At 72.0% G+C, this 16,546-nt stretch carries 12 protein-coding genes; 7 read left to right on the top strand and 5 right to left on the bottom strand.

Annotation, left to right across the window (positions count from 1 at the left end):
• The first annotated feature begins 77 nt into the window (after positions 1-77).
• Both ACIO3O_RS32420 and ACIO3O_RS32415 read left to right on the top strand, forming a co-directional pair.
• Positions 78-1,361: an ATP-grasp domain-containing protein gene (locus tag ACIO3O_RS32420; RefSeq protein ID WP_401752131.1), complete on the top strand. Its 1,284-nt coding sequence runs from the start codon at positions 78-80 to the stop codon at positions 1,359-1,361.
• Between the two features lie 99 nt (positions 1,362-1,460).
• The gene (locus ACIO3O_RS32415; protein WP_401752130.1) at positions 1,461-2,657 is read left to right on the top strand and encodes an FAD-dependent oxidoreductase; all 1,197 of its coding nucleotides are present in this window, start codon (positions 1,461-1,463) and stop codon (positions 2,655-2,657) included.
• A gap of 500 nt (positions 2,658-3,157) precedes the next feature.
• Here ACIO3O_RS32415 and ACIO3O_RS32410 read toward each other — a convergent pair whose 3' ends face one another.
• Entirely contained in the window at positions 3,158-5,158 is a 2,001-nt protein-coding gene (locus tag ACIO3O_RS32410; protein ID WP_401752128.1) for a CocE/NonD family hydrolase, read from the bottom strand.
• A 12-nt stretch (positions 5,159-5,170) separates the two neighbouring features.
• Entirely contained in the window at positions 5,171-6,664 is a 1,494-nt protein-coding gene (locus tag ACIO3O_RS32405; RefSeq protein ID WP_401752126.1) for a peptide MFS transporter, read from the bottom strand.
• Positions 6,665-6,914: 250 nt separating this feature from the next.
• Here ACIO3O_RS32405 and ACIO3O_RS32400 point away from each other — a divergent pair, with 250 nt between their 5' ends.
• From ACIO3O_RS32400 to ACIO3O_RS32380, 5 genes are all read left to right on the top strand, one after another.
• Positions 6,915-7,925, top strand: coding sequence for a polyprenyl synthetase family protein (locus ACIO3O_RS32400; protein ID WP_401752125.1), 1,011 nt, complete (start codon positions 6,915-6,917; stop codon positions 7,923-7,925).
• Between the two features lie 194 nt (positions 7,926-8,119).
• Positions 8,120-9,370 (top strand): outer membrane lipoprotein carrier protein LolA, encoded by a 1,251-nt coding sequence (locus ACIO3O_RS32395; RefSeq protein WP_401752123.1) that lies wholly within the window; start codon positions 8,120-8,122, stop codon positions 9,368-9,370.
• A gap of 27 nt (positions 9,371-9,397) precedes the next feature.
• Entirely contained in the window at positions 9,398-10,384 is a 987-nt protein-coding gene (locus tag ACIO3O_RS32390) for an ABC transporter ATP-binding protein (RefSeq protein ID WP_401752121.1), read from the top strand.
• Positions 10,371-11,258: an ABC transporter permease gene (locus ACIO3O_RS32385; RefSeq protein WP_401752119.1), complete on the top strand. Its 888-nt coding sequence runs from the start codon at positions 10,371-10,373 to the stop codon at positions 11,256-11,258. Before ACIO3O_RS32390 ends, ACIO3O_RS32385 begins: the two co-directional genes overlap by 14 nt.
• A 282-nt stretch (positions 11,259-11,540) precedes the next feature.
• Positions 11,541-12,131, top strand: a complete 591-nt coding sequence (locus ACIO3O_RS32380; RefSeq protein ID WP_401752117.1) for a TetR/AcrR family transcriptional regulator — start codon at positions 11,541-11,543, stop codon at positions 12,129-12,131.
• Positions 12,132-12,261: 130 nt separating this feature from the next.
• Here the strand turns inward: ACIO3O_RS32380 and ACIO3O_RS32375 are convergent, their stop codons facing one another.
• The 3 genes from ACIO3O_RS32375 to abc-f form a co-directional block, all read right to left on the bottom strand.
• A complete protein-coding gene (locus ACIO3O_RS32375) occupies positions 12,262-13,602 on the bottom strand; it encodes a M28 family metallopeptidase (RefSeq protein WP_401752115.1) in 1,341 nt (446 codons plus the stop codon).
• A 194-nt stretch (positions 13,603-13,796) separates the two neighbouring features.
• Positions 13,797-14,333 (bottom strand): hypothetical protein, encoded by a 537-nt coding sequence (locus ACIO3O_RS32370; protein WP_401752113.1) that lies wholly within the window; start codon positions 14,331-14,333, stop codon positions 13,797-13,799.
• A 134-nt stretch (positions 14,334-14,467) separates the two neighbouring features.
• Entirely contained in the window at positions 14,468-16,069 is a 1,602-nt protein-coding gene (abc-f, locus tag ACIO3O_RS32365) for a ribosomal protection-like ABC-F family protein (protein WP_401752112.1), read from the bottom strand.
• Positions 16,070-16,546 lie beyond the last annotated feature (477 nt).

Below are 16,546 nucleotides of genomic sequence, written 5' to 3'. Positions count from 1 at the left end.
TGCGCCGGGTGGTGGGACCCGGCCGCGGACGCTCCTGGAGGTCCGTGGAAGCCCGTGGCGGTCCATAGGGGGGACTTGTGGCGAGCGGCAGGAGGACGGTGCGCCGCGGCGGCGTGCCGGGGCCGGCGGTGGACCGGGACGTCCCGGCTCTGATCGTCAAGTTCGGCAACTATCCACTGCATCACGGCGGCGTCGGCGCGATCCGCAGCCTCGGCCGCCTCGGCGTACCGATGTACGCGATCACCGAGGACCGGTGGACACCGGCTGCCCTCTCCCGGCATCTGCGCAGGCCGTACGTCTGGCCCACCACCGGCACGGAGGAGCCCGGCCGTCTCGTCGAGGGGCTGCTGCGGGTCGGCCGCCTGATCGGCCGCCCGGCCGTGCTCGTACCGACCGACGAGGAAGCGGCCGTGCTCATCGCCGAGCACCAGGACGCGCTGGCCCCCGCCTTCCTCCTCCCGCGCACCGAGGCGGAGTTGCCCCGTCGGCTCGCCAGCAAGCAGGGCCTGCACGAGCTGTGCACGGAGCACGGGGTGGCGACCCCGGAGGCCGCGTTCCCCGCCTCGTACGACGACGTCGTGGCCTTCGCCGAGCGGGCCCGTTTCCCGGTGGTGGCCAAGAACCGGGAGGCCTTCGTACGCCGCCACCGCCCCGCCGTACGAGGCACGACGCGCATAGCCGGGCCCCGCCAACTCCTCGCGCTCGCCCGGGAGTGGGGCGAGGAACCCGGCGTGATCCTCCAGGAGTACCTGCCGCGCGAGGAGGCCGAGGACTGGATCGTGCACGCCTACTTCGACGCGCACAGCGAACCGAGGGCCCTGTTCACCGGGGTCAAGGTGCGCTCCTGGCCGCCGCACGCGGGCATGACGGCGTGTGCGTACGTGGTCGACAACCCCGAACTCGCGGGCCTGGCCGCGCAGTTCGTCAAGCGGATCGGGTTCAGCGGCATCGTCGACCTCGACCTGCGCTTCGACCGGCGCGACGGGCAGTACAAGCTGCTCGACTTCAACCCCCGGATGGGCGCCCAGTTCCGGCTCTTCGAGAGCGAGGCGGGCGTGGACGTCGTACGGGCACAGCACCTGGACCTGACCGGGCGCGCCGTCCCGGAGGGGGAACAGCGCGCCGGACACCGCTACCTGGTCGAGAACATCGACCTGCCCGCCCTGCTCGCGTACCGCCGCAGCGGCTACACGACGCCGCACGCGCCCGCGCGGGCGGACTCCACGGAGCTGGCCTGGTTCGCGCCGGACGATCCCGCTCCGGCGCTCGCGATGATGGGACGGATGGTCGTGCCGGGCGCGCGGCACCTGTACGAGCTGTACGGGGGGTGGCGGGAGGGGCGGCGCGGGGGTGCCGCGTAGACGCGGATGCGCTGCCGGGCGGCGCGGAAGCGGGGCTTGGCGGTGCGCCGGGTCGGGTATGCAGTCGGTTCTGTTTTCACCCTGGGGAGGGGAACTTCAGTGATTCTTCCGGTCGTTGTCATCGGTGCCGGGCCCTACGGCCTGTCCACCGCCGCCCACCTCAAGGCCCGCGGGATTCCGGTGCGGGTCTTCGGCGATCCGATGGTCGCCTGGCGGTCCCGCATGCCCGCCGGGATGCTGCTCAAGTCGACCCCGGCCGCGTCCAACATCGACGCGCCGCAGCCCGGGCACGACCTGATCGACTTCTGCGCCGAGGCGGGGGTGCGGCGGTACGAGTCGGACTGGGACATCGTGCCGGTCGAGGACTTCGCCGCGTACGGGCAGTGGTTCGCGGAGCGGCTGGTTCCGGAACTGGAGCAGGTGAAGGTCGTCTCCGTCGACCGGTCGGGGTCGCAGTTCGCGGTGAAGCTGGACTCGGGGGAGCAGTTCCGGGCGCGGGCGGTGGTCGTGGCGAGCGGGCTGTCCGGGCTGGCCCGGATGCCGCGCGAGCTGATGGCGGCGGCGGTGGACGGGCCGTCCGCGACCGGCCCGATCTCGCACGCGGCCCAGCACCGCGACCTGTCCGTCTTCGCGGACAAGGACGTGCTGGTCGTCGGCGCCGGACAGTCCGCGCTGGAGAACGCGGTGCTGATGGCGGAGGCGGGGGCGAAGTCGGTGCGGATCGTGGCGCGGCGGCGCGGGGCGGTCCACTTCGGTGACGCGCCGGACCAGCAGCCGCGGCTGCGGCCGGAGTCGCCGTTCGGGCGGGCCTGGTCGCTGTACGGGCTGACGTATCACGCGTCGTACGTGCGGTCCCTGCCCGCGCCCGCCCGGCACTATCTGGTGCGCAGGGTGCTGGGGCCGCTCGGGGCGTGGTGGCTGCGGGACCGGTTCACCGGGAAGGTGCAGGTGACGGACGGGCGGCGGATCGTGCGGGCGCGGGTGGAGGGTGGGCGGCCGGTTCTCACCCTCGGCGGGGAGGGGGCGTCGGCCGAGCTGGGGGCGGACCATGTGATGGCTGCCACCGGGTACCGCACGGACGTCGCGGCCATGGGGTTCCTGGGGGACGGTCTGCGTACGGAGCTGATCACCTCGCGGGGGGCGCCGGTGCTTGATGCGGGGTACGGGTCGTCCGTGCCGGGGCTCTTCTTCACGGGGTTGCCGGCGGCGGCGTCTTTCGGGCCGGTGATGCGGTTTGTGTGTGGGACGGAGTATGCGTCGGGGAGGGTGGCGGCGGGGGTCGATCGCATCGGCTAGGTCGGGGGTTGGGGGTCGGGGGTGTGCCCCCCCCGGCCAGCCTCCTGCGCCGGGTGCGCGTCCTGGCCAGGGGGCTGGGCTCGCTTTCCGGGGCCGGGGGCGTTCGGCTCTGCCCCGCCGGGGCAAGGGGTCCCCAGCCCCGCCCCTTCACCTAAACCCGCGGGGGCATGCACGGTTCCCGTGCGGGTGGGTGGGTGGCTGGTCGCGCAGTTCCCCGCGCCCCTGATGGGGCACGGCAGGGAGCGCCCGCGCGGCGGAGCCGCAGATTGGTACAGCCCCGCGCCCCTGATGGGGCACGGCAGGGAGCGCCCGCGCGGCGGAGCCGCAGATTGGTACAGCCCCGCGCCCCTGATGGGGCACGGGAGGGAGCGCCCGCGCGGCGGAGCCGCAGATTGGTACAGCCCCGCGCCCCTGATGGGGCACGGGAGGGAGCGCCCGCGCGGCGGAGCCGCAGATCGGTACAGCCCCGCGCCCCTGAAGGGGCGCGGGGGTGTGCGAGGTCAGCTTGCCGTGCGGGGGATGCGGCGTTCCCAGACTCGGTGGAAGACGACCTCGCCGCCGTCCTTGCAGGTCACCTCGCTGTACGTGAGGAAGTCCGTCGCGTCGCAGGTGATCTCGGAGCGGGTCACCACCTCCGTGTCCCAGGCCATCTCCGGGCGGCGCAGGCGGATCGTCCAGTCGGAGCGGGTGCGGGCCGAGAGGGGGTCCTTCGCGTTGATCGTGTACGTCTCCAGGGCGTCCTCGGTGAACTCCAGGCCGTCCGGGTAGATCCGGGTGCCGCCGTAGCGCGGGTCGACCTCCAGCTTCCATTCGCCCTTGGCCACGTCCCGTACGACCAGGCGTTCCGGCCGTTGGTCCGGGTCGGAGGGGAACTCGACGTCAAGGGGAGGGGACTGTTCCGGGGCCTCGAAGCGGATCTCCGGGTGTTCGGCGTTTTCGACGGTCTCGCGCACCGGGAGTTCCAGCGAGGAGCCCGCCGGGTCCAGGACGAAGCCCGCCGAGGCGGCCTGCGGCCAGATCCACGGCCAGTACGCGGAGGAGACCGAGAGCCGGATGCGGTGGCCGGGCGGGAAGGTGTGGCCGATGCCGTTGAGCTCGAAGGTCACGTCCTCCGTCGCGCCCACCGGCCAGGCGTCCGCGCGGTCGCGGCCGTGACGGGCGGAGAGGTTCAGGACGCCCCGGGTGACCAGGGTGGACGAGCCGTCGGGGGCCACGTCGCAGACCCGTGCGATCGCCTGGCCCTGCGGCACGTCCATCGTCAGGCGCAGCCGCACCCTGGCCCGACCCAGGATCTCGATCGGGGCGTCCGTCACGGGGAAGTCGAAGCTGGCCGACTTGGCGTCCTCGTCGCGCTGGTCCGGCGGCAGGTCGGAGTCGTTGCCGAAGGGGAAGAAGCGTCCGGCGTCGAGGCCGGTGTTCATGGGGGAGTCGACCACCACGGGCGGGCCCTGGAGACCGTACGCGACAGGAGTGACCAGGGGGGAGGGCCAGGAGGTGTCGCCGACCCAGCGGCCGGGCAGCTCGGGGTACGTCGTGGCGGGCGGGTGCGACTCGCTGATCCAGGAGCGGAGGAGGGGCTCGCGCATGATGCCCGTGTCGTCGCCCTTGAGGTGCTGGTCCCACCAGCGCAGGGTCTCCTGGAGGAAACCGATCGCCGGGCCCGGCGGCAGGCCCCGGTCCGGGTACTGGTGCGACCACGGGCCGATCAGGCCTCGTACGCGGGACGGGTCGAGGTGTTCCACCAGGCGCAGCACCGTGTCGCGGTACGGGTCGTGCCAGCCGCCCACGGCCAGGACCGCCGCGTCGATCGCGGAGTAGTCCTCGCAGACGCTGCCGTGCTTCCAGTAGTCGTCCCGGGTCTGGTGCGCCAGCCAGGTGTGGATGAAGGGGTCGACGGAGTCCAGGCGCTTCAGCCACCTGTCCTTCCACACGTCCCCGACCTGCGCCGGGTCCGGCGGGCGGGACACGAAGGCGAGCATGGTGGCCGCCCAGGCGTGCATGTCCACGGCGAGCAGTGAGCCGCCCATGTAGTGCACGTCGTTGTCGTAGCGGTCGTCGGCGGAGCAGACGGTGACGATCGCCTTCAGGGGCTCGGGGGCCAGCGCGGCGATCTGGAGCGAGTTGAAGCCACCCCAGGAGATGCCGAACATGCCGACCTTGCCGGTGCACCAGGGCTGGGCGGCCAGCCAGTTCACCACCTCGACGCCGTCGGAGAGCTCCTGGGCGTCGTACTCGTCGCCCGGCAGGCCCTCGCTGTTGCCGTGGCCGCGCACGTCGACGCGTACGGAGGCGTAGCCGTGGCCCGCGTACCAGGGGTGGCGCTGCCAGTCGCGCGGCGCGGTCCAGTCGCTGAGCCGGTAGGGGAGGTATTCGAGGATCGCCGGGACGGGGTCCTGCGTCACCGGACGCCAGATCCGGGCGTACAGGTGGGTGCCGTCGGCCAGCGGGATCGTCACGTCCTCGCAGGTCGTGCCGTACGGGAAGTCAGTGCGTATGTGCATCAGGAGGTCACCTCAGTGAACGGGGTGCATGGTGCGCTTGAGCCAGGGGGCGGCGGCGATGACCGCGACGCCGCAGGCGACCGCGATGGCGCCGTTGACGCCGAAGTACACGGGGTGGGAGACCGTGCCGTACAGCTTCACGGTCTGCGCCTGGATGCCGTTGGCGAGCGCGAGGGAGAGGAACCACAGGGCCATGGTCTGGCTGCTGTACGCCTTCGGCGCGAGCTTGGTGGTGGCGGACATCCCGGACGTCTGGAGCAGGATGTCGCCGAGCCCCAGCAGCAGGTACGAGCCGACCATCCACCAGGCGGCCATCTTGTACGTGTCCGTGGAGTGCCCGGAGGTGGGCAGCGCCATCAGCACGAAGGACAGACCGCCCAGGATCACCCCGATGGCGATCTTGTTGGAGGCGTGCGGCTGGCGCTTGCCCATCCGCACCCACAGCGCGGCGACCACGGGGGCCAGCAGCACCTCGAAGGCGCCCAGCGCGGACGCGTACCAGCCGACGGGGAAGTCGAAGCCGAGGATGTGCGTCTGGGTGTTCGTCGACGCCAGCAGCATCATCGTCGAGTACGCCTGGAACAGGATGAAGTTGAACGCCACGGACGCCAGGAAGAGCACGACGTACGGCCGCAGCCTGCCCTTCTCCTCAGCCGTCACCCGGGGGCTGCGGAACATCACCACGAAGTAGACGACCGGCGCGATCACCGAGATCAGCGTGAGGACGTCCACGAAGCGGGCCATCGTCAGCCAGCCGACCAGCGCCAGCAGCGTGCACACGGCGGCCACGACGACCAGCCCGGCCACGATCATGCGTACGGTGCTGCGCATCTTCTCCGGCGGCAGCGCGAACTCCGCACGGTCCTTGCGGCCCGCGAGGTGGCGGCGTCCGGCGACGTACTGGATGAGGCCCAGCGTCATGCCGAGCGCGGCGGCCGAGAAGCCCCAGTGCCAACCCTGGTGGTCGGCGAGCCAGCTGGTGATCAGGGGGCCGAGGAAGGCGCCGATGTTGATCGCCATGTAGTACAGGGCGAATCCGGCGTCCCGGCGCTCGTCGGCGGTCCTGTAGAGCTTGCCGACCATGTTGGCGACGTTCGGCTTGAGCAGGCCGGTGCCGGCGCTGATCAGGCCGAGGCCCACCCAGGTGAAGGCGTCGGTGGGCACGGCCATCGCGTAGTGGCCGCACGCGATGAGGATGCCGCCCCACAGGACGGCGCGGAACGAGCCGAGGATGCGGTCGGCGAGCCAGCCGCCCGCCACCGACACCAGGTAGACGAGGGTGCCGTAGGCCGCGCCCAGCGAGGCCGCGGTGCCCGGGTCCATGCCCATGCCGCCGTTCGCGACGGTGGCCGCGAAGTAGAGCACGAGGATCGCCTGCATGCCCAGGAACGAGAACCGCTCCCACACCTCCAGCCCGGACAGGGTCATCAGACCCTTCGGCTGGCCGAAGAAGGCGGTGTCGTCGCCCGGCGGCGGCTGGGCGGAGTCCCCGGATGCGGTTGTCACACCGGATTCGGGGGACTCGTCGGGCTGAGGGTTGGGCTCTATACGGGACAAAGGGCTTACTCCTGGTCGTATCAGCTCACCACGAACATACCGGTGCGCTTCAGACCGTGCCCGGGGGGACCCGGCCGGGTGGCGGCGAAGAGGGCGGGGGCATCGGTGATCGAAAGTCGACGGGATAGGCTGACTTGTTGAGTGATGCCAGCGACAGATCGACAATCCGTTTGATCGTCAGCAGACAGGAGTAACCCTCGTGACCGTCGTCGGGCCGTTCGGACTGAGCGTGCGGGACCAGGCTCTTGAGACCGATGTCCAGACCGGACTGGCAGCCGTCGAGGAGGGGCTCCTCGATGCGACCAAGAGCGAGGTCCCGTTCATCACGGAAGCCGCGCAGCACCTCGTCCGCGCAGGTGGCAAGCGTTTCCGGCCGCTCCTTGTGATGCTGTCCTCCCAGTTCGGCGATCCCTACGCGCCGGGTGTCGTGCCGTCGGCCGTGGTGGTGGAGCTGACCCACCTGGCGACGCTGTACCACGACGACGTCATGGACGAGGCGGACGTACGGCGCGGAGTGCCGAGCGCGAACTCGCGCTGGGGCAACTCGGTCGCGGTGCTCACCGGGGACTTCCTCTTCGCACGCGCCTCGCACATCCTTGCGGACCTGGGCCCGGAGGCCGTCCGCATCCAGGCCGAGGCGTTCGAGCGCCTGGTCACCGGCCAGATCCTGGAGACGGCGGGGCCGCGCGACGGGCGCGACCCGATCGAGCACTACCTCGACGTGATGTCCGGCAAGACCGGCTCGCTGGTCGCCGTCTCCTGCCGGTTCGGGGCGATGATCGCGGGCGCCGACGACAGCGTCGTCGACATCCTCACCCAGTACGGGGAGCGGCTCGGCACCGCCTTCCAGCTCGCCGACGACGTCCTGGACATCGCCAGCGACAGCCACGAGTCCGGCAAGACCCCCGGCACCGACCTGCGCGAGGGCATCCCCACGCTGCCGGTGCTGCACCTGCGGGCCATGGCCGAGGCACACGGGCGCCCCGAGGACGTGGAGCTGTGCGCGCTGCTCGACGGGGACCTGTCGGGCGACGCGGAGCTGGCCGAGGTGCTGCGCAGGCTGCGCGTCCACCCGGCGCTGGAGCAGGCCAGGCGGGACACCGTGCGGTACGCGGAGGAGGCCCGGGCGACGCTGGCGCCGCTGCCGGAGTGCTACGCGAAGTCGGCGCTGGCGGAGCTGTGCGACGCGGTGGTGCACCGGGCCGGCTGAGCAGGCGGTCGCCCCCTGGGTGCCCCGGTAGCTGTAGGAGCCACTTGTTTCTGCTGCCCCTCTGGCGGGGGAGGAACGGGTGGCTTCCGTCATCCCGTGGGAGTAGGCGAGGTTGATGCCGGGGGTTGACGTATCGCCGGTGGTGATTTGGTCTGATGGTGGGACGGCAGCCAACCACGGAGGTAGAGCACACCATGGCACCGAAGGACACGGCACCGAACGACACGGCACAGGGCACCACCGAGGGCACCGGCGGGGTGCGCCGCCGCAAGGCCGCGCGGTACGTCGTGCCGGTCGCGGTGGCGGGCGTCGCGGCGGCGACCATCGGGCTCGTCCCGGCACTCGCCAACGCGGGCGACCCCGACCTGCCCCAGCTCACCGCCCAGGAACTGATCGAGAAGATCGCCGCCTCCGACACCCAGCAGCTCTCCGGCAACGTCAAGATCACCACGGATCTCGGCCTGCCCAACCTCGACGGGATCGCCAAGAGCCTCGGCGGCGCCGAGGGCGCCAAGGGCAAGGGCTCCGGCGCCGACCCGCAGGCCCAGCTGACCAAGCTGGTCTCCGGCACGCACACGCTGCGCGTCGCCCTCGACGGCCCGGACCGGCAGAAGGTCTCGGTCCTGGAGGACGCCGCCGAGTACAGCCTGATCCACAACGGCACCGAGGTCTGGGCGTACGACAGCGCCTCCAACGAGGCGTTCCACGCGAAGACCCCCAAGGATGCCGGTAAGCCCGGCAAGCGGCAGAAGCTGCCCGAGGGCGCGCCGACCACGCCCAAGGAGTTCGCCGAGCAGGCACTGAAGATGGCCGGGAAGAACACGGCCGTCACCGTCGACGGCACCGCGCAGGTCGCGGGCCGCGACGCCTACCAGCTGAGCGTCAAGCCCAAGCAGTCCGGCTCCACGGTCCGGGACATCCGGGTCGCGGTGGACGCCAAGACGGGGACGCCGCTGAAGTTCTCGCTGCTCTCCAGCGACGGCGGCAAGCCGGTCGTCGAGGCGGGCTTCACCAAGGTCGACTTCGCCAAGCCCGACGCGAGCACCTTTGCCTTCACCCCGCCCAAGGGTGCGAAGGTCACCGAGGCCGACAAGCTCGACGCCCCGAAGAACGACAAGAAGGGCGCCCCGGACTTCGGCCTGGGCAAGGAGTTCGGCAAGGGCGGCCCCGGCCAGGACGTCAAGGTCATCGGCGAGGGCTGGACCTCGGTCGCGCAGCTCGGCACCAAGAGCGCCAAGCCCGCCGCCGGCAACGGCAAGGACCAGCTGCCGCCGCAGGCACAGGGCCTGATGGACTCGCTGGGCGACAAGGTCTCCGGGAAGTTCGGCGAGGGCCGCATCTTCTCGACCCGCCTGGTCAACGCCCTGATGACGGACGACGGCCGGGTGTTCGTCGGCGCGGTCACCAAGGACGCGCTGCTGAAGGCGGCCAACGAGGCCAAGTAGGCATGATGTGAGGGGAGTTGGGGTCGGATGGGGGACGGTTCGGCGGCGGAAAGAGCGGCGGGTGCGCCCGACGACGCGTGGGTGATCGAGACCCGGGGGCTCACCAAGCGCTTCCGGGGCGGTCAACTGGCCGTGGACGGGCTGGACCTGACCGTCCCGGCCGGGAGCGTCTTCGGGTTCCTCGGGCCCAACGGCTCGGGGAAGACCACCACCATCCGCATGCTGATGGGGCTGATCGAACCGTCCTCCGGGACCGCCCGGCTGCTCGGGCGGCCCATGCCGGGCGCCGCCAGGACCGTACTGCCGAAGGTCGGAGCACTCATCGAGGGGCCCGCGTTGTACGGGTTCCTGTCCGGCCGCGACAACCTCCGGCGGTACGACTCCGCCGACCCCACCGCCGACCCGCGCACCCGCACGGCGCGGGTCGCGGCGGCCCTGGACCGGGTCGGGCTGACCCCCGCCGCCGGCAAGAAGGCACGGGCGTACTCGCTGGGCATGAAGCAGCGGCTCGGCCTGGCGGCGGCCCTGCTGCAACCCCGTGACCTGCTCGTTCTGGACGAGCCGACCAACGGCCTCGACCCGCAGGGGATGCGGGAGATCCGCACCCTGGTCAGGGAGCTGGCGGCCGACGGCACCACCGTGTTCCTGTCCTCGCACCTGCTCGACGAGATCGAGCAGGTGTGCACGCATGCCGCCGTGATGGCGAAGGGGCGGCTGCTCGTGCAGGGGCCGGTCGCCGAGCTCGCGGCGGGGGCGCGCGGGCGGCTGGTGGTGGCCACGCCCGATCCCGGCGAGGCGGCGCGGGTGCTCAAGGAGCACGGGGTGACGGACGTGGAGGCGGGGGAGGGGCGGGTCACCGGCAGCCCTCCGGGGGCCGACGGGCCGGGGCTCGCGGAGCTGAACGCCGCGCTGGTGCACGCCGGGGTGCGGGTCACCGGGTTCGGGGTCGAACGGGCCTCGCTGGAGGACGCGTTCGTCGCGCTGACCGGGGAGGGATTCGATGTCGCGGGTTGAGGAGGCGTCGCGGGTCGAGGACGCCGGGAGGGCCGTGAGCCCGCTGTGGACGTTCGGGCTGCTGCGGTCCGAGCTGCGGGTGACCTTCCGGCGCTGGCGCACCCTCGCGCTGCTGGCGGTGCTCGCGGGCGTACCCGTACTGATCGGCATCGCGATGAAGGTGGAGTCCGGCGGCTCCCCGGAGGGCGGCGGCGGGGGCGGCGGACCCGCCTTCTTCTCGCAGGTCACCCAGAACGGGCTGTTCCTGGTCTTCGCCGCGCTCGCGGCCACGCTGCCGGTGTTCCTGCCGATGGCCGTCGGGGTCGTCGCGGGCGACGCGATCGCCGGGGAGGCCCACTCCGGGACCCTGCGCTATCTGCTGGTCGCGCCCGCCGGAAGGACCCGGCTGCTGCTCGCCAAGTACGCGACCACGCTGGTGTTCTGCCTGGTCGCGACCCTGGTGGTGGCGGCGTCCGCGCTGGCGGTGGGGGCCCTGCTGTTCCCGGTCGGCGAGGTGATGACGATCTCCGGGGTGCCGATCGGCTTCGGGGAGGGGCTGCTGCGGGCGCTGGCGGTCGCGGTGGCCGTCGCCGCCTCACTCATCGGGTTCGCGGCCGTCGGGCTGTTCGTCTCGACGCTGACCAGCAGCGGCATCGCGGCCATGGCGACCACCGTCGGACTGCTGATCACCGTGCAGATCCTGGACACGATCCCGCAGCTCGACGCGCTCGGCCCCTACCTCTTCCCGCACTACTGGCTGTCCTTCGCGGACCTGCTGCGCGAGCCCGTCTACTGGGACGAGCTGTGGAAGAACCTCGGGATGCAGGGCGTGTACGCGGCCGTGTTCGGCTCGGCGGCCTGGGCGCGCTTCTCGGCCAGGGACATCACGGCCTGAGGCGGCACGCGGCCCGGGGCAGCACGGCCTGAGGCAGCACGCGGCCTGGGGCAGCACGGCCTGAAACGCCGCGTTTGTCCTGGAGGAGGGCCGGAGGGGGTGCGGGCCGGGCCCGCACGTTCCCCTCCGGCGCACGGGACCGGCCCTGAGCCTGTGCCGTACCGAGCCGTCCCCCGATGCGGCTCGACACGACACGGACCGTTCCCCCTCGGATCGCCATTGTTGGAGGCTGTCCTTCCGCTGTCAATACGCTACGTATCGTCGTCCCGTTAAACTCGCCGCGTGAGCGCGACGCCTCCCAACCCCCAACGGCGCAGCGAGCGGTCCCGGAAGGCGATCCTCGCGGCAGCCATCGAGCTGTGCTCGGAGAAGGGGTACGCCGGGGTCACCGTGGAGGCGATCGCCGCGCGGGCCGGTGTCAGCAAGAAGACGATCTACCGCTGGTGGCCCTCAAAGGGCTTTGTCCTGTTGGAAGCTCTGGGTCAGGGCACCGACTCGAACGCGCCGTTCCCGGACACCGGCCACCTCGCCGCCGACCTCTACACGCAGATGACCGGAGTGGTCCATCTGCTGACCACGCCGCCCTTCGGACCGGCGTACATCGGCATCCTCTCGGAGCTCCACCACGACCCGGAGCTCACCGAGGCTGTTCACGAACAATTCATCACTCCGCGCTTCACCGCCGCCGTGAACCGCCTCAAGAGCGCCCAGCGCCAGGGCCGCCTGCCGGAGGGCGCCGACCTGGAGCTGGCGGTGGAGCTGCTCTACGGGCCGCTCTACTACCGGTACGCGCTGCGCAAGCCGCCGCACACCGCCGAGCGGATGGCGGAGCTGGTGGACCACGTGCTGCGGACGCTGGACTGCCGCCCGTAGCCGTACCGGCCAAAGCGCTGGACTGCCGCCCGTAGCCGTACCGGCCGAAACGCTGGACTGCCGCCCCCGACGCGGGTTGGTCGCGCGTCGGGGGCGGCAGGGTTTCAGTGCCGGAAGGTGCCTACGGGGTTCAGAAGGTGAGCTTCCAGCTGTTCAGCGTGCCGGTGTCCTGCGCCGCGACGTCCTGGAGGCGGAGCTTCCACGTCCCGTTCGCCGCCTCGCTGGAGGCGTTCACCGTGTACGTCGCGACGATGTTGTCCGCCGAGTCGCTGCTGGAGTTCTTCAGCCGGTACGCGGTCCCGTCCGGGGCGACCAGGTCGAGGACGACGTCGCCGCGGTAGGTGTGCGTGATGTTCACCGACACCTTGAGCGCGGCGGGCGCATTGCCCGTACGGCCCGAGACGGCGATCGACGAGTTCACGGCCGCACCGGCGTCGGGTATCGCCAGCGGGGTGGTGTTCTCGTAGTCCGTGCCGGTCGGAGGCGTGGTGCTTCCGGCCGACAGCGTCCACAGCGCGTACGCGATCGCGTCGCTGTTGCGGTCCAGCGCGGTGTCGTTGATGTTCGTCAGGCTGTCGCACGAGGCGTGGTAGCAGCGGTCGAAGGCGACGCCGGAGGTGCCGCCCCACTTCTGCGCCTGCGCGGCCGTCTTGCGGTAGTCCGCGCCGGAGAAGAGGCCGCCGACCGGGATGCCGACGTTCTTGAACGGGGCGTGGTCGCTGCGGCCGTCGCCCTCGGTCTCGATCTCGGTGGGGATGCCGAGGCCCGCGTAGTAGTCCTTGAAGGTCTTCTCGATGGTCGGGTCGTCGTCGTAGACGAAGTAGCCCGGGTTCGGCGAGCCGATCATGTCGAAGTTGAGGTAGCCCGCGAACTTCGCGCGCTCGGCTGCCGGGAGGCTGTTGACGTACGCCTTCGAGCCGAGCAGCCCCAGCTCCTCCGCGCCCCACCAGCCGAACCGCAGGTGCTTGTCGGGCTTGAGCTGGGCGCGCGAGACGGCGAGCGCGGACTCCAGGACGGCGGCGGAGCCCGACCCGTTGTCGTTGATCCCGGCCCCGGCGGTCACCGAGTCCAGGTGCGCGCCGGCCATCAGGACCTTGTTGGGGTCGCCGCCCGGCCAGTCGGCGATCAGGTTGTAGCCGGTGGCGCCGCTGGCGGTGAAGGTCTGGAGCGAGGTGGTGAACCCGGCCGCGTCCAGCTTGGCCTTCACGTAGTCGATGGACGCCTTGTAACCGGCGCGGCCGTGCGCGCGGTTGCCGCCGTTGGCGGCGGCGATCTGGGAGAGCTGGGTGAGGTGTGCCTTGACGTTGGCGAGCGGGATGTCGGGCGCGGCGGCCGCCGCTGCCGTCGCACGGGCAGGAGCGGGCGCCGCTGCGGTGGCACCTGCGGTGGTGGCGAGCAGTCCGGTGACGGCGAGCGCGGACACGGCCGCGACGCGGAGACTGCCGGATCTGCTGAAGGCGGAGAGCGTCATGTGGGGGCTCCGGATTCCGAACGGGGACGGGACGGAAACGTACGAGAACTGGCCGAACAGGTGGGTCTGGTACGGCAGTTGAGCGGTGACGCGTGCGCTGTGCGTGCCTGATGTTCAGTGAGAGTTCGTGTCAGCGTCAAGGGCGGGTTCCGGTCAGGTGCGTTCGCATAGCGGACTGGAACGGTCGGGAGCGGTCACTTGGTCTGTCGTACGACATAGGCGGTGCCCACCCGATCGCCCGCCGGGGAGTCGGCCGAGACCTCCAAGACGCCCGCGGCGGTGGTGAGTTCCAGGTGGCTGGTCGGCTGCGGCCCCGCGCAGTCCACGCGCTTGATGGTCCTGGCCTTGCCCGAGACGGCCTCGAAGGTGACGACGCCCTTTCCGGCGCAGGCCACCTGCACGGTCAGGTGCAGTCCGCGCTTGACGGTCTCGTCCCTGTTCATGCCGGGTATCGCGAGTGATCCGGCCGAGTGGAACGTCCCGCCGACGTCGTCCGGGTCGTCCTCCTCGAACGGGTCGTCGGGGTTGCCGAGCAGGTCGCGGGCCTGCTTTTCCAGACCCGTCCCGGACGGGTTCGCGGCCTGCTCCGCGGCGGGCTTCGGCGGGGGAGTGGTGGCCTTCAGGTCGAGCGGCGGCGCCTTGGGGGAGGCGGCGGTGCACGCCGTCGCCGCACCGGCGAGAAGTGCGGCGGCGGCCAGGGCGGCGGCCATGCTGCGGGTGAGGAGTGGCATGGGGGTCCCCCGTCATCGGTAGTGGACGTGCGTTCGGGCGTCGCAAGTGTGTTGATCATCCCGCCCGGAGGGCGTTTTCAACCCTGCGGACGAACACCGGTACGCATCCGAGACACACGTCCCTCACCGCCCCCTCACCCCGTGGCCATCACCCGTCCTTGTGACAACTCCAGTTCCGCACCCGCGAATCCGCTCCGGAAGCGCCGGTCGTGCGAGACGACGACCACCGCGCCCGGGTAGTCCGCCAGGGCCTCCTCCAGTTCCTCCACGAGGGCGAGCGAGATGTGGTTCGTCGGCTCGTCCAGGACGAGGAGGTCGGCGGGGCGCGTCACCAGCCGGGCCAGCTCCAGCCGCCGCCGCTGCCCGACGGACAGCGCGTCCACGGCGACCGGCAGGTCGGCGGGCCGGAACAGTCCGAGGGCGAGCAGTTCCTCCTCGTACTCCTCGGGAAATCCGGGCCGCCCGGCGGCGAAGGCGGCGAGGAGAGGACGCCGGTCGTCGGAGCGGTCCGGCTCCTGGCGCAGGTGCCCGAGGTGGTGGGGGCGTACGACCGTCCCCGCGTCCGGCGCGAGGTCCCCGGCGAGCACGCGCAGGAGGGTGGACTTGCCCGCGCCGTTCGGGCCCGAGACCAGGAGGCGTTCGCCGGACTTGAGGGTCAGCTCGGGGAGGTGCAGACGGTCGGCGACACGGATGTCCCTCAACTCGGCCAGTACGGAGGGCCGTTCCTCCGTGGTGCGCAGTTTCACGTGAAACGACAGCGGAACGGGAGGGGCCGGTACGGGGTGGGCGCGCAGCGTCTCCAGGCGCTGGCGGGCGGCGCGCACCCGGCCGGACAGCTTGGCCTCGCTGGACCTGCGGTGCTTGCCGAAGCCCTGGCCGGGGTCCTTGCCGGTGGCGGCGAGGCGCTGGCCCGAGGCCTCCACCAGGGCCTGGGTGTGGGCCAGTTCGTCGACCCACTCCTGGTGCTGCTGCGCCCAGCGGGCCCGGGCGGCGGCCTTCGCGGTGCGGTAGCCCTGCCAGCCGTCGCCGTACCGGGTGACGGTGGCCAGGTCGCGGTCCACCTCCCAGACGGTGTCGGTGACCCGCTCCAGGAAGGCACGGTCGTGCGTCACCGCGACGACGGTGCCGCGGTGGGTGCGCAGCCGGTCCTCCAGCCAGGCGGTGGCGTGCCGGTCGAGGTGGTTCGTCGGCTCGTCGAGGAGGAGGAGTTCGGGGTCGGCGGCCAGGACGCAGGCCAGGGCGAGGCGGGACTGCTCGCCGCCGGAGAGGGAGCCGAGGACCCGGTCGCGGGTGACGGCGGCGAGGCCGAGGTGGTGCAGGGCGGAGTCGACGCGGGCGTCGGCCTCGTAGCCGCCGCGGTCCTGGTAGGCGGCGAGGAGGTCGCCGTAGGCGTCCAGGGTGGCGTCGGTGAGGTTCGCCTCCGCCGCGCGGAGTGCGGCTTCGAGGGCGCGCAGCTCGGCGAGGGCGGCGTCCACGGCGTCCTGGACGGTGAGGTGGTCGGGGAGGGCGAGGGTCTGGGCGAGGTGGCCGACGCCGCCGGGGAAGGTGACGGTGAGCTCGCCGTCGTCGGGGGTGGTCTCGCCTGCGATCAGGCGGAGGAGGGTGGACTTGCCGGAGCCGTTCTCGCCGACGACACCGGCCTTCTCGCCGGGGCGGAGGGAGAGGTCGACGCGGTCGAGGACGGTGCGGTCGCCGAAGGACTTGGAGACGGCGTGGAGGGAGAGCTGGGCGGGCATGGGGGTTCCCCTGGGGGTGGCGTGGGTCTGTCTGCTTCGGACTGCGATCCCTTCTCAGGGCACGCGGGGGTGGCGGCGGGGGGAGGGGCTCAGCCCCTTCGACCCCGGCCGCTTCCGCGGGGGGAATCACAGAAAGTAGAAGTACCTGGCCATGCGGGGAGGCTAACGCGGGGGATGTGGATCTGTCCCCCGCATTTCCCGCCGGGGGCGGGGGTGCGGGGGGCGGTTCCGTGCGGGTGTGTGGTGGTCTCTGTCCTGTGCGGGTGCGTCGTGGCTGGTCGCGCAGTTCCCCGCGCCCCTGATGGCATGCCCTCCGGGCAGCCATAGTCCCGGCGGCGATGCCGCCTCCCTTCCGCCGCCCCGCCCCTTTCCACCGCCCCCCTCCCCTTCCCCCTAGCCCCCTTGGGCGGCGGGGCCGCCCCCCGGGGGCGGGACGGGCGGGCAAGGGGGCGGCCCCTCCCGCTCCCGGCCCACCCG

Origin of the sequence: Streptomyces sp. NPDC087440, assembly GCF_044744005.1 — a bacterium.
GTDB lineage: Bacteria > Actinomycetota > Actinomycetes > Streptomycetales > Streptomycetaceae > Streptomyces.
This window is presented reverse-complemented; position numbering and strand designations above follow the sequence as displayed.